23 protein-coding genes and 1 pseudogene are annotated in these 23,329 nt (G+C 51.3%); 13 read left to right on the top strand and 11 right to left on the bottom strand.

From position 1 onward, the window contains the following. Nucleotides 1-81: 81 nt before the first annotated feature. From KO116_RS19350 to KO116_RS19325, 6 genes are all read right to left on the bottom strand, one after another. Nucleotides 82-1,164, bottom strand: a complete 1,083-nt coding sequence (locus KO116_RS19350; protein WP_035563457.1) for an enolase C-terminal domain-like protein — start codon at nt 1,162-1,164, stop codon at nt 82-84. 5 nt (nt 1,165-1,169) lie between these two features. Continuing rightward, on the bottom strand, nt 1,170-2,339 hold the full coding sequence (locus tag KO116_RS19345) for an alpha-hydroxy-acid oxidizing protein (protein ID WP_035563460.1): 1,170 nt from the start codon (nt 2,337-2,339) through the stop codon (nt 1,170-1,172). Nucleotides 2,340-2,348: 9 nt separating this feature from the next. Then, complete coding sequence (gene mdlC / locus KO116_RS19340) at nt 2,349-3,935, bottom strand: benzoylformate decarboxylase (protein WP_035563462.1); 1,587 nt, start codon at nt 3,933-3,935, stop codon at nt 2,349-2,351. Nucleotides 3,936-4,016: 81 nt separating this feature from the next. Next, entirely contained in the window at nt 4,017-5,045 is a 1,029-nt protein-coding gene (locus KO116_RS19335; RefSeq protein ID WP_035563465.1) for a TRAP transporter substrate-binding protein, read from the bottom strand. 41 nt (nt 5,046-5,086) lie between these two features. Further along, nucleotides 5,087-6,376 carry a TRAP transporter large permease gene (locus KO116_RS19330; RefSeq protein ID WP_035563468.1) on the bottom strand — a complete coding sequence of 430 codons (1,290 nt, stop codon included), beginning with the start codon at nt 6,374-6,376 and terminating at the stop codon, nt 5,087-5,089. After that, entirely contained in the window at nt 6,373-6,873 is a 501-nt protein-coding gene (locus KO116_RS19325) for a TRAP transporter small permease (RefSeq protein ID WP_035563471.1), read from the bottom strand. Before KO116_RS19325 ends, KO116_RS19330 begins: the two co-directional genes overlap by 4 nt. 264 nt (nt 6,874-7,137) lie before the next feature. On the opposite strand from KO116_RS19325, the pseudogene KO116_RS26350 reads away from it, so the two are divergent. From KO116_RS26350 to KO116_RS19270, 12 genes and pseudogenes are all read left to right on the top strand, one after another. Next, nucleotides 7,138-7,278, top strand: a pseudogene (locus tag KO116_RS26350) (helix-turn-helix domain-containing protein); the annotation flags it as partial. Nucleotides 7,279-7,323: 45 nt separating this feature from the next. After that, the gene (locus KO116_RS19320; protein WP_235272433.1) at nt 7,324-8,049 is read left to right on the top strand and encodes a LysR substrate-binding domain-containing protein; all 726 of its coding nucleotides are present in this window, start codon (nt 7,324-7,326) and stop codon (nt 8,047-8,049) included. Nucleotides 8,050-9,134: 1,085 nt separating this feature from the next. Beyond that, entirely contained in the window at nt 9,135-10,106 is a 972-nt protein-coding gene (gene catA / locus KO116_RS19315; RefSeq protein ID WP_035563474.1) for a catechol 1,2-dioxygenase, read from the top strand. 89 nt (nt 10,107-10,195) lie between these two features. Beyond that, nucleotides 10,196-11,563 (top strand): Rieske 2Fe-2S domain-containing protein, encoded by a 1,368-nt coding sequence (locus KO116_RS19310; protein WP_035563477.1) that lies wholly within the window; start codon nt 10,196-10,198, stop codon nt 11,561-11,563. 33 nt (nt 11,564-11,596) lie between these two features. After that, nucleotides 11,597-12,085, top strand: coding sequence for a benzoate 1,2-dioxygenase small subunit (benB, locus tag KO116_RS19305; protein ID WP_035563479.1), 489 nt, complete (start codon nt 11,597-11,599; stop codon nt 12,083-12,085). Between the two features lie 81 nt (nt 12,086-12,166). Beyond that, nucleotides 12,167-13,339, top strand: coding sequence for an ABC transporter substrate-binding protein (locus KO116_RS19300; RefSeq protein ID WP_035563482.1), 1,173 nt, complete (start codon nt 12,167-12,169; stop codon nt 13,337-13,339). 65 nt (nt 13,340-13,404) lie between these two features. After that, nucleotides 13,405-14,265, top strand: coding sequence for a branched-chain amino acid ABC transporter permease (locus KO116_RS19295; RefSeq protein WP_035563485.1), 861 nt, complete (start codon nt 13,405-13,407; stop codon nt 14,263-14,265). Between the two features lie 12 nt (nt 14,266-14,277). After that, on the top strand, nt 14,278-15,339 hold the full coding sequence (locus tag KO116_RS19290; protein WP_035563488.1) for a branched-chain amino acid ABC transporter permease: 1,062 nt from the start codon (nt 14,278-14,280) through the stop codon (nt 15,337-15,339). A 3-nt stretch (nt 15,340-15,342) separates the two neighbouring features. Then, entirely contained in the window at nt 15,343-16,110 is a 768-nt protein-coding gene (locus KO116_RS19285) for an ABC transporter ATP-binding protein (RefSeq protein ID WP_035563490.1), read from the top strand. Further along, the gene (locus KO116_RS19280; RefSeq protein WP_035563493.1) at nt 16,107-16,838 is read left to right on the top strand and encodes an ABC transporter ATP-binding protein; all 732 of its coding nucleotides are present in this window, start codon (nt 16,107-16,109) and stop codon (nt 16,836-16,838) included. Before KO116_RS19285 ends, KO116_RS19280 begins: the two co-directional genes overlap by 4 nt. Before the next feature lie 80 nt (nt 16,839-16,918). Beyond that, a complete protein-coding gene (locus KO116_RS19275; RefSeq protein ID WP_327050446.1) occupies nt 16,919-18,115 on the top strand; it encodes a benzoate/H(+) symporter BenE family transporter in 1,197 nt (398 codons plus the stop codon). Between the two features lie 39 nt (nt 18,116-18,154). Then, on the top strand, nt 18,155-18,958 hold the full coding sequence (locus tag KO116_RS19270) for a universal stress protein (protein ID WP_035563499.1): 804 nt from the start codon (nt 18,155-18,157) through the stop codon (nt 18,956-18,958). A gap of 10 nt (nt 18,959-18,968) precedes the next feature. Here the strand turns inward: KO116_RS19270 and KO116_RS19265 are convergent, their stop codons facing one another. Continuing rightward, nucleotides 18,969-19,871, bottom strand: a complete 903-nt coding sequence (locus KO116_RS19265) for a LysR family transcriptional regulator (RefSeq protein WP_035563502.1) — start codon at nt 19,869-19,871, stop codon at nt 18,969-18,971. A gap of 206 nt (nt 19,872-20,077) precedes the next feature. Here KO116_RS19265 and KO116_RS19260 point away from each other — a divergent pair, with 206 nt between their 5' ends. Beyond that, nucleotides 20,078-20,521, top strand: coding sequence for a universal stress protein (locus KO116_RS19260; protein ID WP_035563505.1), 444 nt, complete (start codon nt 20,078-20,080; stop codon nt 20,519-20,521). A 66-nt stretch (nt 20,522-20,587) separates the two neighbouring features. On the opposite strand, the gene KO116_RS26215 is transcribed toward KO116_RS19260, so the two are convergent. The 4 genes from KO116_RS26215 to KO116_RS19240 form a co-directional block, all read right to left on the bottom strand. Next, nucleotides 20,588-20,809 carry a BPSL0761 family protein gene (locus KO116_RS26215; protein ID WP_327050455.1) on the bottom strand — a complete coding sequence of 74 codons (222 nt, stop codon included), beginning with the start codon at nt 20,807-20,809 and terminating at the stop codon, nt 20,588-20,590. 80 nt (nt 20,810-20,889) lie between these two features. Continuing rightward, nucleotides 20,890-21,843 (bottom strand): TraI domain-containing protein, encoded by a 954-nt coding sequence (locus KO116_RS19250; RefSeq protein ID WP_035563511.1) that lies wholly within the window; start codon nt 21,841-21,843, stop codon nt 20,890-20,892. Then, nucleotides 21,830-23,068, bottom strand: coding sequence for a tyrosine-type recombinase/integrase (locus tag KO116_RS19245; protein ID WP_035563514.1), 1,239 nt, complete (start codon nt 23,066-23,068; stop codon nt 21,830-21,832). The genes KO116_RS19250 and KO116_RS19245 overlap by 14 nt, the downstream gene beginning before the upstream one ends. Next, nucleotides 23,061-23,300, bottom strand: coding sequence for a hypothetical protein (locus tag KO116_RS19240; RefSeq protein WP_035563516.1), 240 nt, complete (start codon nt 23,298-23,300; stop codon nt 23,061-23,063). Before KO116_RS19240 ends, KO116_RS19245 begins: the two co-directional genes overlap by 8 nt. Nucleotides 23,301-23,329: the final 29 nt, after the last annotated feature.

The raw sequence follows: 23,329 nt of genomic DNA, 5'->3' as shown, positions 1-23,329 counted from the left end.
TAGATAAAGAAGTGGATCAATAACTGCGATGCGTCCGGTTTTATGACAGCCTGCCCCGTGTTGAGTGGGGCGGGGGCCGTATCAAGAGAGTTTCTTTATTTCACTTTCTTTCCAGGAAATACCAATACCAGGTTGGTCGGAGGGAATTGCAAACCCCTCTTTAAAGGTCAAAGTGGGCTCCACAACCGAAGACGCTAGGTCCATCCGTTCTAGCCAATGCGCGTTCGGCGTCACGGAGAGCAGGTGAGCACTGATTTCCTGAAATAAATGACTGGAAACCGGCGTGCTAAATTGTTGGGCTAAGGCGACTGCACGGGTCCAGCCAGTAACGCCTCCGATTTTCATTACATCAGGCATGGCGAAATCAGACGCGCCAGAAGTTAAGGATTTAAGCATCTCTTCAGGGCCAAACCAGTTTTCGCCAATCTGGATGGGAGTGGCTATTTTGGTTCTGATATCGGCATGGGCGCTATAGTTGTAATGAAAGGTAGGTTCTTCTATCCAATAGATACCTTCGGCATCCAGCGCCAAACCACGGCGAATGGCCTCTGGTGTGGTGAGGCTTTGGTTGTAATCAACCATGATGGCAACGTCATCACCCACTGCTTGTTTAATGCGCCTAATAACCGCGATGTCTTGCTCAAGCGAGGCATAGCCAATTTTCGTTTTAATGGCTTTGAAGCCAACTTCAACGGACAGGGTCGCACGTTTTACAGCTAAGGCTTCACCGTCCATGCTGTGGCTATCATAGGCCTTGATGGGCTTGGGGCTGCCCCCTAGTAGCGTTGATAAAGGCACGCCATGAGCTTTTGATAGTGCGTCCCATACCGCCATGTCGATGCCAGAACAGGCCATTCTGATCAGGCCCGAATAGCCAATCAGGCGGAATTTTTTCTCCAGATTGCTTTCAATCGTATACGGTTCCAGTTGTTGATCTTCGAGAGAGGACGCTAGTTCTTTAAGAATGTCCACCAAGGCGGGCAGCGCCATCGGCGTGTAAGCGAACAGGTAGGCATGACCCACAATTCCCGCATTTGTGTGGAGATCAATCAGAACGAGCGGAGAGGTGGAAACGGTGCCGACGGCCGTATGAACGGGAAACTCCAAAGGGGCATTGACGGTTCTAACGTTCAGCCCTGTGATCCGGATATCGCAAGTGTCCATGGGTGCTAGGCTCCTGTTTTGTGGAGGGCGGGTGAAAGGCCTGCGTTGTCGCTTTTGATGAAGTCTTTCGTTAACTGGTGAATGGAAGCGCAGCCGACTTGGGCCATCGTCCGATCAATGTCCTCTTTAAGAAGTCGCAAGACGTCATCAACGCCGGCCTCGCCTGCGGCAGACAGCCCATAGAGCGCCGCTCGGCCCAGTAAAACAGCACTAGCGCCCATGGCCAGCGCTTTCACCACATCGGAGCCTCTCCTGAAACCACTATCGATCAAGACCGGGAATGGGCATGCCTCCGTCACTTCGACGAGACTTTCCAAAGGAGATACGCAGGTATCCAGCTGCCTTCCTCCGTGATTGGAAAGAATGACCCCGTCAATACCAAGCTGATAGCATTTTTGGGCATCCCTGACGTCTGTTAATCCTTTGACAATGAGCCGGTGTGGCCAAATATCACGCAGCCGTTTTAAAGCTTCCCAATCAAAGCTGGCATCCATCTGACGGCTCATTAACGCTGCTTGCACCTCAATATCCTGGGTTGCCGAGGTTTCAAAGTTCTTTAAACTCGGCATGCCATGTTTAAGGGCGTCGAATGACCATCGAGGGTGCCTTATGCCATCTAGTAATACACGCGGCGTATAATTAAAGGGTATTTTAAAACTATTTCTAATATCGCGCTCTCGGTAACCATTGACACTGACATCTGTTGTCAGTACCAGCGTGGTGTAACCTGCCTTGAGCGCGCGGGCCACCATGCTTTCGGCAAGTGTTCTGTGCACCACGTAAAGTTGAAACCATAGCTCTCCATCGCATCGACTGGCGACTTCCTCGATGGATGAATTTGAAGCCGTGGAGAGCACAAAGGGGATGCCTGCTTTCGCTGCGGATCTGGCAAGCGCTATATCACCTTTTGGCCACAGCACCCCATTTAGCCCTGTCGGTGCAATGATCAAAGGCATGGATAGGGGACTGCCAAACAGCTCGGTCGATAGGGAGCGTATACTCACATCCACCAAGCGTTGGGGTTTTAATCGAACGTTATCAAATACCGTACGATTATGCTTAAGCCCTTTCTCGTCTTCTGCTCCGCCGTCCAGGTAGTCAAATACCATGCGTGGCAAGCGTTTTTTCGCAAGCTGTCGATAATCTTCGACGTTGATTGGTGATGTATGAGCCATCATTATCTCCTAGTTGGCAGGAGGTATGGTGTGTACCTCGATAAGCACAGGAGATTTCATATTAAGGCTGGCGTTTAAATGATCTCTAAATTCCTGGGAAGATGTCGCTTTAAAGGCTTGCACGCCATACCCTTTCGCAAGACCACAGAAGTCAATGTTCGGGATGTCAATACCAGGGACACGGGATACTCCAAGAACATTGGAAAACCATCTGAGCGCGCCATAGGTTTCATTATTTAAAATGATAAAAATAACGGGAATGTTGTATTGGGCGGCTGTCCAAAGAGAGCTGATACTATAATTGGCCGAGCCATCTCCAATCATGGCAATGACTTGACGCTCCGGTTTCGCCATCTGTACGCCTACCGCCGCCGCCATCGCAAAACCTAATCCACCCGCTGCCGCAAAGTAATAGCTGCCGGGGCTGGACATCTGAAGCCGCTCCCAAAGCAGTGGTGTCGTCGAGGTCGACTCGTTTAGGTAAATGGCATCTTCTGGCGCAACGTCGTTGATGATATCGAAGACTGCCTCGGGTGGCAGAGGCCCCACGGTGTCGGAGAGCGGAGGCGGAACATGCCGTGGCTCGGGCATGGCCCTTTCGCTATCCGGGACACGCTCAACCAGCCGGTCCAACGCTATTTTGACATCCCCCACCAGGGCATTACCCATAGGGGCTCTTGCCGCTTCTTCTTTATCGCAAGTGATCTGAAACAGGCGGGCGCCATCAGGCAAATAATGACCGGGATCATATTGGTGGTACCTGAAAACAGGAGCGCCAATAACGAGGACCACGTCGTGGCCTTCTAACCGCTCAGCAATAGAAGCGATGCCTGCTGGCAGAAGCCCTTGGAAACATGCGTGGTCGGTAGGAAATGGGCACCTGGGCGCCGATGGAGCCGCCCAAACGGGCGCTTTTAACTTTTCGGCCAAAGCAACAGCTTGATGATTGGCGTTAGTAGCATCGACATCGGGGCCTAGAATCAGCGCTGGCGACTTGGCATTTGCAAGACATTCCACAAGTTGAGAGAAGGCTGCTTCGTTTGGCAATCCCATGTTCGCAACCGCACGATCGTAAAGCCAATGAGATTGGGGATCGGCTGGCTGGTCCCAATCGCTGTAAGGAATCGAGAGATAGACTGGGCCTGGCGCACCCAGTTTGGACATGTGGATCGCGCGACTGACAGCGTGCGGAACTTCCTTGGCGCTAGCGGGTTCGTAGCTCCATTTGACCAATGGCTTGGGTAACAGCGTTGCTTCTCGGTTCGTTAATAATGCCTCGACTCCTATCATTTCGCGGGTTTGTTGACCGGCGGTGATGACCAGGGGGGTGTGAGAGTTCCAGGCATTAGCCAGTGCTCCCATGGCATTACCGGTACCCGCCGCGGAGTGTAGATTGACAAATGCAGGGCTGCCCGTGGCTTGTGCATAGCCATCGGCGATGCCGACAACAACGCCTTCATGTAGGCCTAAAATGTAAGTGAAGTCTTCCGGGAAATCCTTTAGGAACGGCAGCTCGTTCGAACCAGGGTTGCCAAAAATGGTGGTCATCCCTTGGCGTCTCAGAAGCTCATATGTACAAGAATGAATGGTATCCATGGTTTGTTTTAATGCTCCACGCACTTTTAAGTTTAACGTTTCTCCAGAGGCTAGCCCTGGAGAAAGACAACGCGTCTGGTACTAGTTGAGTTCCTGCTCGGCTTGCTCGATATGCTCCTTAAATGTGTCAATGACCAGCTGTCCATCGACTCCCATCGGGGCCACTCGCTCTTTCCAGTCTTCCGCTAAGACACTGAGTTCTGTTTCAATTTCTTGAAGAAATTCCTCGTCGGGAACGGTGATCGTATAACCTTGTTCTATCAGTCTCTCTTTGGCGATCGCATCGTTACGATCCCATGCATTGCCCGCGAGTATGGCAAGAGCTTCTCCTGAGACTTCCATGATTGCCTCTTGGTCTCTAGGCTCTAACGCATCCCACTTACGTTGATTCATAATGATGTAATGCGTTTCCCGATAAAGGCCGCCGGGTATATCCAGGACATAGTTCAAGCTGTCGTCGATTCTAAAAGACGTTATCGAGTCATAGTTAAAGGAGGCACCGTCGACAACTCCTCGAGAAATCAATTCATATACTTCGCTGGCGGGCGCAAACATCGGTGACCCACCCAGGGTTTCGACGATGTCTTTTACGATATCGCTAGACACCCGGATTCTTAGGCCTTCAAAATCTTCGAGTGACGTGATTTCTCGTTCCGTGGTATGGATATTGCCTGGTCCAAACGTCCACAGACCCATTACTTTCACGTCACCAAATTCGTTGTACTGCTCTAGCAGCTCTTTATAGGTCCGCCAGTAAGCCACCGAAGCAGTGGTAGAGTCGTCAGCTAAAAAAGGTAGCCTCATCGCATAGGGAAGAACAAAACGATCCGATGTATACCCATCAACGCTGAATGCTAAATCGGCAACCCCATTTTTCACCAAATTGTAGTGTGACTCTGGAGAGCCTAGGCCGGATAGAATTTGAACGTTCACCCGACCTTCCGTGACCTCTTCAATCTGTTCAGCCCAGGGTTCGATCACTTCCGTGGAAAGCAGGTGAGTCGGGGGAAGCCAGTTACTGAATCTCAATGTGACATCTTCTGCATTGGCTGCTATCGGGAAAAAAACCGAAGATATCAATGTGGCGGCGGCGGTAAGTTGTACTTTCATTTTGCACCTCTTGGGTTTTATTGCTTTTGTGTGATGGTTTACTACATCAGGGAGGGGAGGTATAACACCAGCCCAGGTAAGGCTACCAATAATGCCAGCCTAAATAAGTCTGCAATGACAAAGGGGAAGACGCCTTTGAATATGGTTTTTATGGACACGTCTGGCAGTGTGGCTTTCATTATAAAGACGTTAAGGCCAACGGGAGGCGTGATCAGGCTTATTTCAATAACGACAATGACAATAATCCCGAACCAAATGGGATCAAATCCAAGGCTCACGATGAGAGGGTAAAAGATCGGCACGGTAAGCAGCATCATGGACATGCTTTCTAACATGCAGCCCAGAATAATATAGATGAGCAATATGCCTAATAATATGGCAATGGGCGCAAGGTTCATATTATCAGTCCAGGCGACCAGAGCCCTGGGAAGACCGGCCACGTTGATGAAGTTCGAAAACAGAGACGCTCCGATAAGGATGATAAATATCATCGCCGTCATTTTGACAGTTTCAACGAGCACGTCGAAAAGGGTTGTGAACGTTAGTGTCCCTTTCACAAGAGCAAAAAAGAACCCGCCCCCTGCACCAACAGCCGCGGCTTCTGTGGGGGTGAAAATACCTATATAGAGCCCGCCGATAATGACCAGGAAAAGAATCGCAATGCCCGACGTTTTCTTGAGTGCTGATAGCCTCATTGCCCATGTTGAGCGTTCACCGCGCGGGCCTGCTTGTGGGTCGCGTGCTGTAACGAACGCGATGGCAGCACCGTACATTAGCAGGGCAATTACACCTGGGATAATGCCTGCTACAAATAGTTTTCCAATGTCATTGTTGGTCATTATTCCATATAGAACCAAAAGTACACTGGGGGGTATCAGGATTCCCAGGGTTCCGCCTGCGGCAATGACACCCGTTGCCAAGCTATCCGAGTATTTATAGCTTCGCATTTGTGGCATCGCGACTTTTGACATGGTGGCCGCGGTGGCCAGACTAGACCCGCTGACCGCACTAAAGGAGCCACAGGCCGCGAGTGTGGCCAGCGCCAGCCCCCCTCGGTAATGCCCTAAAAAGGAGTACGCAGCATCATATAGTCCTTGGGATAAACCCGCTCTCGAGATGAAGTTCCCCATGAGAATAAACAGAGGAATGATGGTCAGGCTATATGAAACAGGAGTTTCATAGGTAATTTGTCCCAACATGGACAAAGTTGGCTCTAGCCCTACGATATAGCCGAATCCAGCGGTGCCAATGATGGCCATGCCAATGCCAATCGGTACGCCTAACAATAACAGGACAAATACCAGCGAAATGCCGATTAATGAGATTGTCATAGTGTTTTCTCCTTATCTTGATTGCTGTATTTGCCAGGAAAGGATTTAGCAATAAAGATAAGTCCGCACATAAACGCCATTGCACTCATGACCCATGCGATCATTGATAAGTTTATTTCCAAAAAAGAACTTCGAGCGCCATAAGAGGCAAAGTCCATGGCGACCTGGGCGATCGACCACGAAATAGTGAAGAGCATCAAAGAGCTAACAACGTTGACTAAAAAGCTAACGACGGGTGCCACGTATCGGTTTTTATTCCACGATATGAGATCCACGGTAATATGCTCGTTATTGGCAGTGACGAGCGGTAGTGATCCATATACAAGAATTCCAAGTCCTAAAGCCATTAGTTCAGACATGCCTGGAATAGGCTTATTGATAAGATATCGAAAAGATATGTCGACTAACCCGCCAATCATCATTATGAAAATAAGGCTAGCCATAATAAATGAAAGATAGTTATGAAAAGTTCTAAGAAGCCAATGTGTTTTTTTCACTCTTCATTTCTCCTATTTCTTTGGTTGTATTTATTTTTGCCTTTTTTGCAGTATAATTATATTTTTTGCGTCTTTTAGATTAACATCCCTGAAGTAAAGAGAATAGAAATGCTAATAGCTATTCTAAATAGCAGTATCGATGGATTTTTTCTAATTCAGAGGAGAGTGCTTTTTTCATGTTTTACCGTTATTTTTATATATGATTTTTATACTAGCAATTCTTTTAAAATAGATCAAATTGATATTTTTTAGATCTTGATATAGATGTTATCTATGGGGCGGCTTATGAAGGACCTGAATTTAATTAGAGTTTTTGTCACGATATATGAAACAGGAAGCGTAAGTAAGGCTGCTGAGAATCTCCATATATCTCAGCCATCGGTCAGCTACTCGCTGTCGAGGCTCAGGCAAGTTTTCAATGACCCATTGTTTAACAGGACACGAGAGGGGATGCAGCCTACCTCTTTATCCTCTCAGCTGTATCTTTCTTTAAGTCATTCTTTATCAGAAATCGAAAAGGCAATATCGCTTACGAAAAAATTTGATCCATTGACTTCAAAAAGATGTTTCAAACTTGCTTTGACGGATTTGGGTGAAGTTTTTTTTCTACCCTCAATACTTGAGTCTCTTAAATACAGGGCGCCTAGTGTTGAGCTTGAAATCATTCCAATTGATGCTTATAGCTTATCTGAATGGATTAGCAAAGAGAGAATTGATGCGGCGGTATGTAATCAAGGTTATTTACTTAAAAAGTTTACTTACAAAAATTTATTTCCGGAAAGATATGTGTGCATGTTAAGTGATTGCCATCCTCGCATTGGTGATATACTTTCAATGGGGCAATATTTAGAGGAGCGTCATGTTGTTGTTTCTGATGGAACTGGCCACCATTTAGTGGAAGATTACTTATTCGAGGCTGGTATAACAAGGAATGTTATGCTTAAAGTTCCCCACTTTAGTGTTCTTCCTGATGTGATTTCTTCGAGTGATTTGTTGGTAACTCTTCCATCTCGTGTAGCTCAATTGTATGCAAAGCGCATGCCGTTGAAGTGTGTCGAGCTTCCTTTTGGAATTCCTGGGTTTGAAGTAGGAATTCATTATAAAGAGCATCGAGGAGATAGTTCTGCTCAATCTTGGTTCTGTGATTTCCTAATAAAAACCCTCAATGAAATGTAGTGAAAAATTTGGAAGAAATATTCAAAATCATTTTAATAATTGTTAGCTACGAAGTGGTTGATGGCTAAATATAACTCTACCACGTAATGATATAGGATAATTTGCTAAGTTTTGTACCGAAGTCGGCTCGCAAGCAATGGTCTATGTATGTCACACACACCATCGTCTTAAAGCTGCTCATTAGCTTATCGTAACGCGTGGAGATGCGACGCAATCCTTTCAGCCAGCTAAACGACCATATGCTCGTAAATGAGCTGTAAGCGAGAAGGGATAGCTGCAAATGTGCCCTCATCTCGCTACTTGCGGTATTGATAACACGCCGTCGATTTAGGGCCATATCGCTCCGGTAAGACACACTATTTGCACCAGAGCATAATACCCAGAAGGTGCCGTTGAGCCTTTGTCGATCATCACGTTTAGGTCTGCCCATGGGCTGAGGTAGCTATATGATACCTTTGCTCTGTGTTTAGCACTCATTAGGTATAGGTACCTCATAACGCCTGACCTTCGCTTCCCCTCTATGCTGCTGCACAGGTAAATCAGTAATACGACTTTTCGTACAAAGCTTCTCGAGGCTGGCAGGCGACTATCTATTCCACCGGCTACTCCACGACAGCGTGAGTCATATTAATGCAACTCTCTTTTCACAGCCCTTAATCCTTTTGTCGCAAATTGAAATCAGCGCTTCCTGCCTCAGAGAGGAGTGGATGGGCATTATGACCAGGGAAAGCTTTTATAACGGTCGTCAGGCAAAAAAGAGCGGCAGCCTTAATTGTGACCGTTAGCAGTCTTATTATAAAAAAATCCATAAATTATATTTTAAATCATAGGGTTATTTTGTTTTTTAATAATGCTTAGAGCCTTGGCAGGAAAATCTGAACATCATTCGAGATACCTATGAAGTATGGAATGGAACTCAAACGATATTGGTCGGGTAGCCATGAACTAGCCGATATTAAGGCCGAGCACAACAATAACCGTCGTCTTTAGGCCCTAGATAGACTCATTCCAATATCACCTTGAACATACTGACGCTATCGCCGGGCACCAAGACAACGATAATAAACCAACGATAGGGTTTCACCATGACCGTGAAGATATTCGATACCCCCGAAGTCCAAGACTTCATCAAAACTGTTGCTGGCTTTGACCAAGCCGGTGGCAATGACCGCGCCAAGCAAATCGTCCACCGCCTGGTCGGTGACCTGTTCAAGCTGATCGACGATTTCGATGTCACCGAAGAGGAGTACTGGGCGGGCGTCAACCTGCTCAATGCCCTGGGCAGCCAGACCCAGTTCGGTCTGCTTTCGCCCGGGCTCGGATTTGACCACTTCCTCGATATGCGCCAGGACGCCATCGACGCCGAAGCCCAGCGCACCGGCGGCACCCCGCGCACTATCGAAGGCCCGCTGTACGTGGCCGGCGCCCCGGAAGCGGACGGCTTTGCCCGCCTGGACGACGAAGCGACCGACGGCGAGACCATGTGGCTGACCGGCCAGGTCCGCGACGTCGACGGCACCCCGATTGCCGGTGCCAAGGTCGAGATCTGGCACGCCAACTCCCAGGGTGGCTATTCGTTCTTTGATCCCTCGCAATCCGAGTACAACCTGCGCCGCACGATCTATACCGACAGCGATGGCCGCTACACCGCGCGCAGCATTATTCCCTCCGGCTACGGCGTGCCCGAAGGCGCCCCCACCGATGTGGTGCTCAAGTCCCTGGGCCGCCACGGTGAACGCCCGGCGCATATTCACTACTTCGTCTCCGCCCCGGGCCACCAGCACCTCACTACCCAGATCAACCTGGCGGGCGATCCCTACACCTATGACGACTTCGCCTTTGCCACCCGCGAAGAGCTGGTCGTGCCCGCCGAGCGGATTGAAGACCCCGCCGAGATCGCCAAGCGTGACCTGGACGGCCCGTTCTCCCACGTGGTGTTCGATGTGGCACTGGCCCCCGCCGAGGCGCCTGAGCTGCAGGTGCGTCACGCCCGACCACGCGCCAAAGAAGACGAGCAGGATCTCGCCAGCCAGCTCGCCGGAACCGCCAAGGTTTAACCCTTATACCTTGAGCAAGGCGGGCCTTCCCCTTGGCCCGCCTTAGCGAGACCTAACAGCGCGACATAATAAATACCAGGAGAGAGATCATGACCACACAGCTTGATCAGCTCGAAGCCCGCGTGCGCGGCGCCGTCCAGGACGACCCCGCCCAGGGCATCTTCCGCTGCCACCGCAGCATGTTCACCGACCCCGCCTTCTTCGAACTGGAGATGAAGCACATCTTCGAAGGCAACTGGGTATTTCTGGCCCACGAGAGCCAAATCGCCGAGCCGGGAGACTACTTCACCACCACCGTTGGCCGTCAGCCGATCGTCATCACCCGCGACAAGCAGGGCGAGTTGCACGGCCTGATTAACGCCTGCGCCCACCGTGGCGCCACCCTGTGTCGTCGTAAGCGTGGCAACAAAGGCACCTTCACCTGCCCGTTCCACGGCTGGACGTTCAAAAACGACGGCCAACTGCTCAAAGCCAAAAACGAGAAGAACGGCGCCTACCCGGATAACTTCAAGCAGGACGGCTCCCACAACCTCAAGCGCCTAGCGCGCTTCGAGAACTACAAAGGCTTCCTGTTTGGCAGCCTGAGTGACGATGTCGTCCCGCTTGAACAACACCTGGGCGAAACCACCAAGATCATCGACAACATCGTCGACCAGGCCCCCGAAGGCCTGGAAATTCTGCGCGGTACCTCGTCCTACACTTACACCGGCAACTGGAAGCTCCAGGCCGAAAACGGCGCCGACGGCTACCACGTCAGCTCCGTGCACTGGAACTACGCCTCCACCATGGAACGCCGCAACTACGACGCCGGCGGCACCAAAGCGGTGGACGCTGACGGCTGGTCGAAGAGCAAAGGCGGCTTCTACTCCTATGAAAACGGCCACATGATGCTGTGGACCCGGCTGCTTAACCCGGAAGTGCGTCCGGTCTATCAGCATAAGGACTGGATCCAGGAGCAGTTGGGCGATGCCCGGGCCGACTCCATCGTCAACCAGACGCGCAACCTCTGCCTCTACCCCAACGTTTATTTGATGGATCAGTTCTCCACGCAAATCCGCGTGATTCGCCCGGTCGCCGTGGATAAAACCGAAGTCACGATTTACTGCTTCGCGCCCAAAGGTGAAGCCGCCGAAGACCGGGAAGTCCGTATCCGTCAGTACGAAGACTTCTTCAACGTCTCCGGCATGGGCACCCCCGACGACCTGGAAGAGTTCCGCGCCTGCCAGGAAGGTTACAACGGCGCGCTGGCGGAATGGAACGACCTCTCCCGCGGGGCCCAACAGTGGATCGAAGGCGCCGACGAAACGGCCCAAGCGATCGACATGAAGCCCCTGCTCAGCGGCGCCTCACCGGAAGACGAAGGGCTCTACGTGCTGCACCACAAGCACTGGGTCGACGAAATGCTGCGCGCCATCGACAAAGAGCGCAGCCAGTTTATCGCCACCGCGTCCGCCTAAGCGCCCAGCGCCTGAAGAGAGGAGAGAAGTGACATGAGCATTAGCTATCACGACATCCAAGCCTTTTTATACCGCGAAGGCCGCCTGCTGGACGACCGCGAATGGGACGAGTGGCTCGCACTGTATCGCAAGGACGCCGAGTTCTGGATGCCCGCCTGGGACGACGACGACCAGCTCACCCGCGACCCGCACAGCGAGATCTCGTTGATCTACTACCCCAACCGCGACGGGCTGGAAGACCGGGTGTACCGGATCAAGACCGAGCGCAGCGGGGCCAGTACGCCGGAGCCGCGCACCACCCACCAGGTGACCAACCTGGAAATCCTGTCCCAAGACGGTGACACGGTGGAACTGCGCTTTAACTGGCACACGCTCAACCACCGTTACAAGAAGACCGACAGCTTCTTCGGCACGTGCTTCTACACCCTGGACGTGTCGGGAGAGAGCCCGTTAATCACAAGAAAAGTCGTGCAGTTGAATAACGACTATATCCACCAGGTCATCGACGTGTACCACGTGTGACCTGATGGGACAGGGATGTCGCTTACTGCTGTATTCGTAGCCAAAACAACTCCATAACAACTGAACCCTGGTGAAAATATAATGAAAACATTTAAAAAGACTTCCCTAGCCACGCTCCTTAGTGCCACTGCCATGCTGACAGCAGGAAGTGTCGTCGCCAATGAAGATCCGGTGAAACTTGGCTTGATGCTTCCCTATTCAGGTACCTACACCGCCCTTGGAGAGGCCATCACTAATGGTTTGAAATTGGCCATTGAGGAGGAGGGCGGTCAGTTGGGCGGCCGCGAGGTGGAATACATTGAGCTAGATTCGGAAGCTGATCCATCTAAAGCGCCTCAAAACATGAGTCGTCTGGTCAATGGCGACGATGTGGATTTCGTGATTGGGCCCGTACACTCGGGTGTTGCCATGGGCATGTTGCGAGTGGCCAAACAGACCGGTGCCATCACCATTATTCCTAATGCGGGATTGGGAGCCGCTACTAATGAGCTATGCATGCCAAACGTGTTCCGCACCTCGTTCAGCATGTGGCAAGACAGCTACCCCATGGGCAAAGTGGCTTACGATCAAGGGCATCGCAAGATTGTAACCATTACTTGGGATTACGCTGGTGGCAAGGAAGATTTGGCAGGCTTTGAGGAAGCATTTATCGCTGAAGGTGGTGAAATCGTCGAGCAAATTTTAGTGCCATTCCCCAGCACGGAATTTCAGAGTTACCTGACGCAAATTGCCAGTCTTGAGCCTGACGCGGTTTACACCTTCTTTGCGGGCGGTGGCGGCGTTAGCTTTGTTCGGGATTATGCCGCAGCCGGGCTCAAAGAAAGCATTCCGTTATTAGGTTCCGGCTTCCTTACTGAGGGTAATTTAACAGCCCTGGGCGATGCAGGTGAAGGCGTAATGACCACGCTGCACTATGCAGAGACCCTCGAAAATGACGCTAATCAGTCCTTCGTATCAGCCTACGAGAATGCCTACGGGGAAACTCCGGACACCTACGCTGTACAAGGTTACGACACGGGCATGATGCTGGTTCAGGCGCTTGAAGTGCTTGGCGGTGATACCTCGGATCGAGAGCGTTTGATCGATGTGTTAGCCAATGTGCAACTGGCGAGTCCCCGTGGGCCGCTCAGCTTCTCTGATTCCCACCACCCTATCCAGAATGTGTATCTGCGCGAGATTCGCGACGGCAAACATGAGGTCGTCAGTATCGCTTCCGAGAATCTTGAAGTCCCTGATGACGCTTGCCAGATATAACGGCATCTTGCATCACTCTGGGGCGGGGCAACCCCGCCCCTCATTCTGATTCTCGGAGGGATCTTATGGATCTCGCATTTTTCAGCGTACAGCTACTTAACGGTTTGCAGTACGGCCTGCTGCTCTTCTTAATTGCCAGCGGTTTGACGTTGATTTTCGGCATTATGGGAATCATCAACTTGGCCCACGGCGCCATGTATATGATAGGTGCCTATCTGGTTTACGACCTTACCCTGCGGCTGGGTAATTTTTGGCTGGCCATGCTGGCGGCCATCCCCATCGCTATTGTTCTGGGGCTCATCATCGAGCGCCTGTTTCTCGATACGCTTTACAAGCGTGACCATCTGTATCAGGTACTGCTGACCTTCGGGCTGATTTTAGTACTCAACGAAGCGCAGCGGATTATCTGGGGTGGCGATGTGCATCGTGTTGCGGTGCCCGCACCGTTTGATGCCAGTATTCAACTGACGGATAACCTGCAGTACTCGGTCTATCGCCTGTTTGTGATGGGCGTGTGCCTAGCATTGGCTGGGGTGATTTATTGGGTGATGCGCCATACACGGCTGGGCATCATCATTCGCGCCGGTGCCGCCAACCGCGACATGGTGGAAGGGCTGGGGATCAACGTCCGTACCCTCTTTACGCTGATTTTCAGCGTCGGTGTGGCGCTTACCGCCTTCGCGGGAATGATCGCCGCGCCACTCACCTCCATCGCGCCTGGCATGGGCGATAGCATTCTTATTACCTGCTTTGTTGTCGTGGTCATCGGTGGGATTGGTTCTATTAAAGGAGCCTTTTGGGGCGCCATTATCATTGGCATGGCCACCACTTTTGGGGCGGTGCTCATCCCCAGCCTCGCCAGCATGGTGATTTACCTGATCATGGCGGCGGTGTTGCTGGTGAAACCGCGCGGCCTGTTCGCGTGAGGAGATTAAGCAATGTTACATAGATATCCCAAGCGCGTTGCCTACATCATGCTGGTGTTGACGGCGTTGGTAGCCGCCCTTCCTCTCTGGGGAGAAGCCGTGTTCGGCAATCAGGCCAACTTCATGTTAGAGAAACTAACACTCATGCTAATCCTGGCGCTGTTTGCCATGAGCCTGGATCTGTTGGTCGGCATTGTGGGCTTAGTCAGTCTGGGGCATGCGCTCTTCTTCGGGTTGGGAGCGTATACCCTGGCGTTAGCCAGCCCTGACTTTAGTCCGGCATCAATGTGGTGGATGCTGCCTCTTGTCATGGGTGTCTCAGCTTGTGTTGGGCTAATCGTTGGCGTCTTAGTGATCCGCACTAAAGGCATCTTCTTTATTATGACAACACTGGCGTTTGGCCAGATGCTTTACTACTTCATTAGTACCTCCCCGCTGGCTGGGGGCACCGACGGCGTCTTTATCATGTTCCGCCCCAGTCTGACGATAGGTGAAACCTCGCTGGTAAACCTGGATAACCCTTACAGCTTCTTCTACTTCTGCTTGGGAATGCTGCTGATTGGTTTCTTATTTTTACGCTGGCTGACGCGTTCTTACTTCGGCCAAGTGCTCGATGGTATTCACGATAACGAGCACCGTATGCAGGCCTTAGGCTATGCCACTAGCGGCTACAAATTGGTTGCCTTTGTTATCGCTGGGGTGATGGCGGCGATTGCTGGCATGTTAGCGGCAATGCAGTACGGCTTCGCCAACCCGGCTCAGCTTGGCTGGCACGCCTCTGGCGAAGTGCTAATGATGCTCATTTTAGGCGGCATGGGCACTATCTTTGGCCCCATTTTAGGCGCCTTTGCTTACGAAATTCTGCTCTATATCTATGAGCATGCCACGACTCACTGGCCGATTTTGATGGGCCTGACCATTATCATTGCCGTGCTGGTGCTTCCACGGGGTATTGCGGGCTTGATTATCGCGCCACCCTGGCGCAGCAAGCGACAAACAGGCCCCGAAGCCGTGCCCGTACATGAGGAGGCAGCTCTCTCCGCTAAGCCCGTCACCCAGCGTAAGGGGAACTAAGCCATGAGCAACGAAATTGTCTTGGCCACCCAGGGGTTGACCCGACGTTTTGGTGGTTTAGTGGCGGTTAATGACGTTGATTTTGATGTTAAAGCCAACGAAATACATGCCATTTTGGGTCCTAATGGTGCCGGTAAAAGCACATTGATTAATCTGCTCTCCGGGGAAATCCCTCCTTCTGAAGGAAAGGTGCTTTACAACGATCACCCCATTCAAGGAAAAAGTGCGCGCCAGATTGCGCGGATGGGTATTGGTCGAAGTCACCAGAAGACCAACATATTTCCACGCCTGAATTGCCTCCAGAACTGCGAGCTGGCAGCGCGTATTCATATGGGCGGCGTGTTTGGCAGTTGGCGTTCGCGACACATCGCGCGGCAGGTGAGCGAGCGAGCTCAGGAAGTGCTGGATACCTGTCAATTGACTCACCGCGCTTATACGACCGCATCAGATATGAGCTATGGCGAACAGCGCCAACTGCAGATCGCAATAGTATTGGCGACGACACCCTCGGTGATGCTGCTCGATGAGCCGATGGCAGGAATGGGACGAGAGGAAACTGTTCAGGTCACTGAATTACTCGCGAGCCTAACAGATCGCTACACGCTGGTATTGATAGAGCACGACATGGATTCGGTGTTCCGACTGGCAGATCGTATCACCGTTATGGTCGATGGATGCGTTTTAGAGAGCGGGCCGACAGAACAGATACGTTCCAGCGAAAAGGTGCGCGATGTCTACCTGGGACGCCACGATGAGGGGGCCACGGCATGAGCGCTGAGCAAACCAATACACCATTGATTGATGCCCGAGGGCTGCATACTTACTACGGTGAGAGCCATATTTTGCATGGGGTGGATCTGACGCTAATGCCAGGCGAAACGCTGAGTCTTCTGGGGCGTAACGGGATGGGTAAGACCACGACGCTGAAGTCGATTCTTGGCTTTGTCCCACCACGCCATGGCGAGGTGTTTATCAAAGGTGTTTCTGCAACCAAGCGACGTCCTTGGCAACTGATTCGTCAAGGGATCGGTTACGTGCCGGAAGGTCGCGGGATTTTCCCCGGAATCAGCGTACGCGAACACCTCGTCATGGCGGCGCGCCCCAATGAGCGTGGGGAGTGTCCGTGGACCCTGGAGCGAGTCCTGGATACGTTTCCGCGCCTGGGGCAACGTATTAACCACGATGGCTCTTTTCTCTCGGGCGGCGAGCAGCAAATGCTCTCGATTGGTCGCGCGTTGACGACAAATCCCGATTTGATGATTCTTGACGAGGCGACTGAAGGGCTTGCGCCGCTGATTCGAGATGAAATCTGGAAGATCATACGAGAAATCAAGGCAACTGGCATATCGACCATTATTGTCGATAAAAATATCGACAACCTGCTGGATATAGCTGAAAAACACTTGCTGCTGGTGAAGGGAGAAGTGGTCTATAGCGGTGATTCCCAGGGGCTAAAAGACAATCCTTCAATCCTTGAAACCCATCTCGGGGTCGCCTGACATGGCTCCGGCAAGCGGTTGTTTACCGGAATTGATGTTGGCTATCGCGTTAAATTCATTGATACAGGGAAATGTGTTGCATGCAATTTCACAAGCAATTGCTAAAAGACCTGTCGATTCCGGCAATCGCTGCTGGTTTTGTGGCAGTGCTGGTCTCTTACTCTGGCCCCTTGGCGATCTTTTTTCAGGCAGCCCAGAGCGCCGAAATATCCAACGCCATGATGACGTCATGGGTCTGGGCAATCTCTATCGGCGCAGCTGTCTCAGGTATCCTTCTAAGCCTGTGGTTGAAAGTACCGGTGGTTACCGCCTGGTCGGCACCTGGCACTGCGTTATTAGTGACACTCTTCCCAGGCCTGTCACTCAATGAAGCGATAGGTGCTTACCTGACGGCAGCGGTTATTATTTTTTTGATTGGTGTTACCGGCTCATTTGACCGAATTATTCGAATGATCCCCCCTGGTATCGCTAGCGCGATGATGGCGGGGATTCTGTTCCAATTTGGTGTGGGAGTCTTCGTCTCCTTGGAAAGTGTGCCAGCATTAGCGATTGGTATGATTATCGCTTACCTCGTTTTTAAACGGCTTACGCCGCGCTACAGCCTGGTGTTGTTACTAGTAGCCGGTGTTACGTTGGCTGTTTTTTTAGAAGGGGCAAGTCTGGAAGGTGTTTCCGTTCAGTTTGCGGATCCACAGTTTATCCGCCCCGAGTGGACATGGAACGCTACCTTGAGCCTGGCTATTCCGCTGGTCTTGGTCAGTCTGACGGGTCAATTCTTACCCGGCATGGCCATTTTGCGCACCTCAGGCTACTCCACCCCGGCTAAGCCAATCGTTATTGTTGCCAGTTTAACGTCGTTCTTTACCGCTTTTTTCGGCGGTATTACTACGGTGATCGCAGCGATTACGGCAGCCATCTGCACGAGCAAGGAAGCGCACGAAGACCCTGATAAACGCTATGTTGCAGGAGTGGCGAATGGCGGTTTCTATCTTATTGGTGGCATCTTTGCTGGCACTATTGTGGCGCTATTTACCTCATTGCCGGGGGAGTTTGTGGCGATACTTGCAGGTCTTGCGCTGCTGGGGGCCATCACTAGCAATATCAGTGCGTTTGCGGCTGAAAAGAGCCATCTCGAAGCCTCTGTCATTACGTTCATTGCCACCGCCTCGGGCATTAGCTTTCTAGGCTTAGGCTCCGCCTTCTGGGGAGTGGTCGTTGGGGCGCTTGCCTATAACCTGCTGCATCGACGTTTTAACTCGCTTAACCATAAAACCTAATAACAGTGATACTACTTAAGCGGTAGTGGGAGTGGAACCATGGAAAAAATCGTTGTGGCGGTTGATGATAGTGAAAGTGCTTTGCATGCGCTGGCGTTTGGGCAAATATTTGCGGCCCAACTAGGCGTAGAGGTATGTGCTATCTCAGTGGTGTTGACGCAAGACGAGATCGCCCCTCAGCGCACTAAACTGCAGAGGCGCTTGGCGGCCCACCGCTTTGAAACAGTGGCCATTGATGTCGTTGCTCATGCCAGCGCCAAAGAGTATCTGGGTGAGCTTGCCAGTCGCGAGGATACCGGGCTATGTATGATGGCTCATGGTCGCCGCCCAGTACCGGAAATGCTGATAGGAAGCGTAACTGCCGGTGTTGTACGTCGAGCCCACCGCCCGGTTTACTTGTGCGGCCCACGCTATGACAGCCGTGCTCACCAGCGTGTTGACGTATTAGCCGTTTGCGTCGATGGCTCTAAGCTATCAGAACAAATCTTGCCCTATGCCTCAGCCTTGGTGAAGCGGTTGGGAGCTCGTTTGCAGCTACTGCAGGTGATGGATGCCAATGGCGATAGAAAGCCAACGGTACTGGGCCATACCGATATCATGGAGTCAGCTTATCTGAGCGCTTTGGCACGCCGTGTCGAGAGCGAGCAAGCGTTAGAGGTTGATTGGGAGGTGCTGCATGGTGACCCTGCGGCCTCTATCGTCAGCTACTTAGCGGGTAGCCATAATACGATGCTTGCCATGACAACCCATGGGCGTAGTGGTCTTTCGCAAGTAGTGGCTGGCAGCGTTAGCCATGAAGTGCTGCACGAAACGTCCTGCCCAGTGGCCGTACTGCGCCCATAAAGGAAGGACTTCAAGGGTAACGGCCTGAGCGACGGTTCTCCACGAGCACTTCTAAAATAGCGTTGGCTTCCTGCATCAGCGGTGAGGGTTTTTCTCCTCGCCGACGACTGCAGATAACGGGTGAGGTTATTGTCTTGTCAGCCAATGCGACGTAGGCAATGCCATCCCGTTGAACGCGCTTAACCTGTTCAGGAACCAACGTAATGCCGATACCTGAGGCGACAAGGCTTAGCGCCGTCTGAACTTCGTTTGCCTCCTGTACCACTTCCACTTTTAGCCCTTGGCGGCGGAAAATGCCGAGTACCATGTCTGCCAGGCTAGGGCGTGGCTTCGCGGGAAAGAGAATGAGTGGATAGCGAGCCAGCTCCTCGCAGGTAGGGGTAGTGCCCTCTAATGGATGACCGCTCGAAAGGGCGGCAATCAATGGTTCATCGAAAAGAATTTCCTGCTCGACGTCGGGATCATCAATGCGTAAGCGTCCGAAGCCCATGTCGATGCGACCCGCTTTGAGCGCCTGAATTTGTTGTACCGTCGTCAGCTCTGCCAGTGAGAGCTCAACATTATCCATACGGCGTAAGTCACGCACGAGCATTGGTAGCTGTCCGTAAAATACGGAGGGTACAAAGCCAATGCCAAATAGTGCACGTTTGCTACGCGCCATGTGTCGAGTGGCGTCGATGGTGACTTCCACTTTTTCTAAAATCTGCAGAGCGTGCTGCTGAAAAAAGACGCCAGGCGGCGTTAAACGCAATCCTCTTGAGCTTCGCTCAAACAGCTCAGCACCCACTTCTTGCTCTAATTGCTTGATTTGACGGGAAAGTGGTGGCTGTGACATATGTAACCGTTCAGCCGCGCAGGTAAAATTAAGCTCTTCAGCGACAACGCAAAAATACCTTAGGTGGCGTAGCTCCATGATACCTCCAAGGTATAGGTAACTTCATAAATAATATTGGTTTTTATATTCGATTGCTTTCAAGCTGACTGTATTTCCAAGCAGCCAGCCATTTTTAAACCAGCTCAACTAGGCATTATAACGCTACCAGTATTTACGCGTCTGAAAGCTACATTTCGTCTAAGACTTTAGTGCTACAGTTCAGAATAAATAGAGGTGGACCCGTTATGTATACTCGAATTTTAGTCCCCATTGACGGCTCAGAACATGCCAAACAAGCGTTGTCAGTGGCTTGCAAGCTGGTAGATAAAGAAGCCACAACACTCTATTTATTACATGTTCCTGAAACACGTGATTATACCACCACGCTGGTATGGGGCATTGGTGCTATTGATGCCAGCGCGACTCTCGCTGAAAGAGAGAAGGCGGGCGAGCAATTGCTGAAAGAGGCGATCACTTCAGCGCAGGAGGAGGGCGCTCAGTATATAGAAAAAACATTGACGCATGGTGATCCCGTTCAAGTCATTTTAGATACCGCAAATGCAAGAGATATCGATACTATTGTGATGGGAAGCCGAGGGTTAAGCGACTTTGCAGGCGTCGTTATTGGCAGTGTTTCGCACAAAGTGAGCCATTCCGCGAAGTGCCAAGTGATTACGGTGAGTAAGTAGTTTGGTTAATCGGCTGGCCATTTAGACAACATGCGACGTCACACTCTGCTTGAGTAGTGCTACACTTTAGAGTCCCTCAATAGCAGGGCTGAAAATAGGCTGGAATATAGTCCCATCAGTAAGGTGCTCTTCCATTTGACCAGCGTCTAGCATCTCTATCTGTGACGGGTAATGCCTTAATAGCTGCTTTGCTTCCCTGCGGATGGTTGCTGGAAAGTCAGTGTTACGGCTTAGCTCAATCAAGAACTCTCGGGTCTGGATAACCGAGCGCGTGCGTTCACTAGGCATGGTCATAAAATTTTTCTTTTGCTTTGATAGAACCGCCACACCAAAAGCTGACGGCCCAGGTCGAAAAGTAGAATACGGCATCAATGAGATGCTGCGGCAGGTAGTTGAGGTTGCCAAAAAAGGTTTTGTCCGAGTCGGCCAAATCCCTTGTTAGTTTGACGGCGAAAAGCCCGCTGTTGGTTATCGGCCATCGCGCTTTGCCCATCCGCGTCACGAATATAACGAGCCAACGTCATCGCTGCGGGTTGTCCGTAACGAGCACCTGGCGAAGCACATGTCCACAAATGGCGAAGTGTCATCGCAATGTCGGGTACATGTGCATCCAAGTATGTAAGCCCGTAGGCACAAGCCTCTAGCGTAAACACGTCATGGCTGCACAGCTTCCAGGCGGCATTTGGCTTGCCCTTGGAATCATAAGTATATGTCTTACCAATATCGTGCAATAACCCCGCGACAAAACATGTTTCCTGCATCAGGCGCGACATGGCGGGCTCGTTAAGACGAAGCATTGCCACAGAGTGATTGGCAACTTCCAGCGAATGCTGTAGCAAACCACCTGGATACGCATGGTGATAATTGACGCTGGCCGGAGCATTCAAAAAAGCTTCAAGACGATCCTTGCGTTCCAGTACCCGCGTCAAAAACGCTCGAAGGCAGTCTGATTGAAGCGACTGTACGGTCGCGACTAACTTATCGAATACCTCTGGCATCGGGGAGTACACCCGTGGCAACGATTGCAGGGTATCCATAGAGGTCACTTCATCCCGGGACGCCTTGCGGAATTCATCAAGAATGAATTGGCCTGACAAACACTTCACTCCGGAAGCGGTAACAAAGTCCAGATGGCCGATGCGCTCAGGTACCGTTGTTTTGCTCAAGTTGAGCATCGCGATTTGATCCCCCACGCAATCACTTAGCCGCAGCTTTAAGAAAGGCGTTTTCGCGTTATCGAACTCCACCACGCGCCCAGTAAGGCGATAAGTGCCCGTGAAGGTGCGAGACAAATGAGTAGGGGCGTTATCAAGCCGTTTCATGATGCTGCTCCTTCTGGGGCTTAGTGGGAGTGGTGTTGTCTAACAAACGCTCAAAGGCAGAGCCATCCATACGGGTGGCATTGGGGACGTAACGGGAATAGACCTTGAACAGCATTTCGGTTGAACTGTGACCCAGCATGCGCGCTACCCATTCTGGGTTTTCGCCAGATGCCAAAAAGAGTGTCGCGGCAGTATGGCGTGTTTGATAAGGACGGCGTTTGGTCAGCCCAAGAGACTTGAGCAAGGGATACCACACGCGCTTCGTCACGTTATTGTGATCAAGCGGCTGTCCCATCTGATTGCAGAACACGTACTTGCTCATGTGCCCAGTAGCGGTGTACTGCGTTTTGAGGGCGTCATACACCTGCCCGAACATAGGGATTTCTCGTTGCGACCCATCGGTCTTGGTGTATTCCGTTTCGCCGTTGATCAATGTTTCGCGTACTAAGATTTCACGCTTAGCAAAATCAATATTTTTCCACTTCAACCCATCGACTTCACCAGTACGCATGCCGGTAAAGAACCGTACTGTGTAATAGTGGCAATAATCTGCGCGGACGTTATCGATGATGCGTTGCACCTCATGTAGCGAAAACGGCTCGATGTGCGTCTTCTGGAGCTTTAACGGCTTAATATTTTTGTAGGGCGTCTCAAAATCGAAACGCTCGGCCGCCTCATCGAGCACCATACGCAAAATGGACATATGGCTGTTGATCGTTTTAGGCGACACAAATCCTGTGGCACCGCGGCCCCTGCGTTTAGCGAGCTTAGCGCGGAACGCCATGATGTCGGCCTTGGTGATTTCTCCGATGGGCTTTTTCCCAAAAGTTGGCTTCAGCGAGCTATCCAAGATCGAACTCACATTGCGGACGTGGGAAGCACGCCACTGGATTTTGCTTTCGTCGAACCACTGATCAGAAAAGTCGTTGAAGAGTGGTGTCTCCACAGCTGGTTGAGTGTTCTCGATCTGTGCAGGTTGAAGAGTTTGATTTTTAGCGGCGTTATTTAACCCCAGCTTCTGCAAATTTTTACTGCCTGGGAAAAACTCAGCATAGTCGAGATCATCTAGCAAAATCTTTGCTTCTACTTTTGCCAGTAATTGCTCCACCTTTTTTCTGTTAGTAGGCTTGTCTTTCAGTGCAGTTTGCTCACGTAACCGCAGGCCTTGGTAGAAAAAATCCAGATAGAGCTTACCCGTCTCTTTTCGTTGGCGAACCTTACCCATGGCTATAGCCTCCATGTGCCATCGGAATGGAAATAGTGCCATGAGCGGCTTTAAGCATTTCCTTTTCAACGGCTTCCCACAAGAACAAAATTTTCCGTCGGCCAAATGGCTTGATGTAGTGGGTGCCCTCGATAAGGACGCTGTCTTTTAACTGCTGTCGGATAGTTCGGGAGTCGTACTTGATGCGCTGGGCAAGCTCTTCGGTCGTGAGATAGGTATAAGATGATTCCATCGAAAACCTCCAAAAGGAGTGGTATTCTG

The sequence above is a fragment of the Halomonas sp. KO116 genome (assembly GCF_000734975.2).
GTDB lineage: Bacteria > Pseudomonadota > Gammaproteobacteria > Pseudomonadales > Halomonadaceae > Vreelandella > Vreelandella glaciei.
Note: the sequence above shows the minus strand (reverse complement) of the source record. Positions and strands in the feature narration are given on the sequence as shown.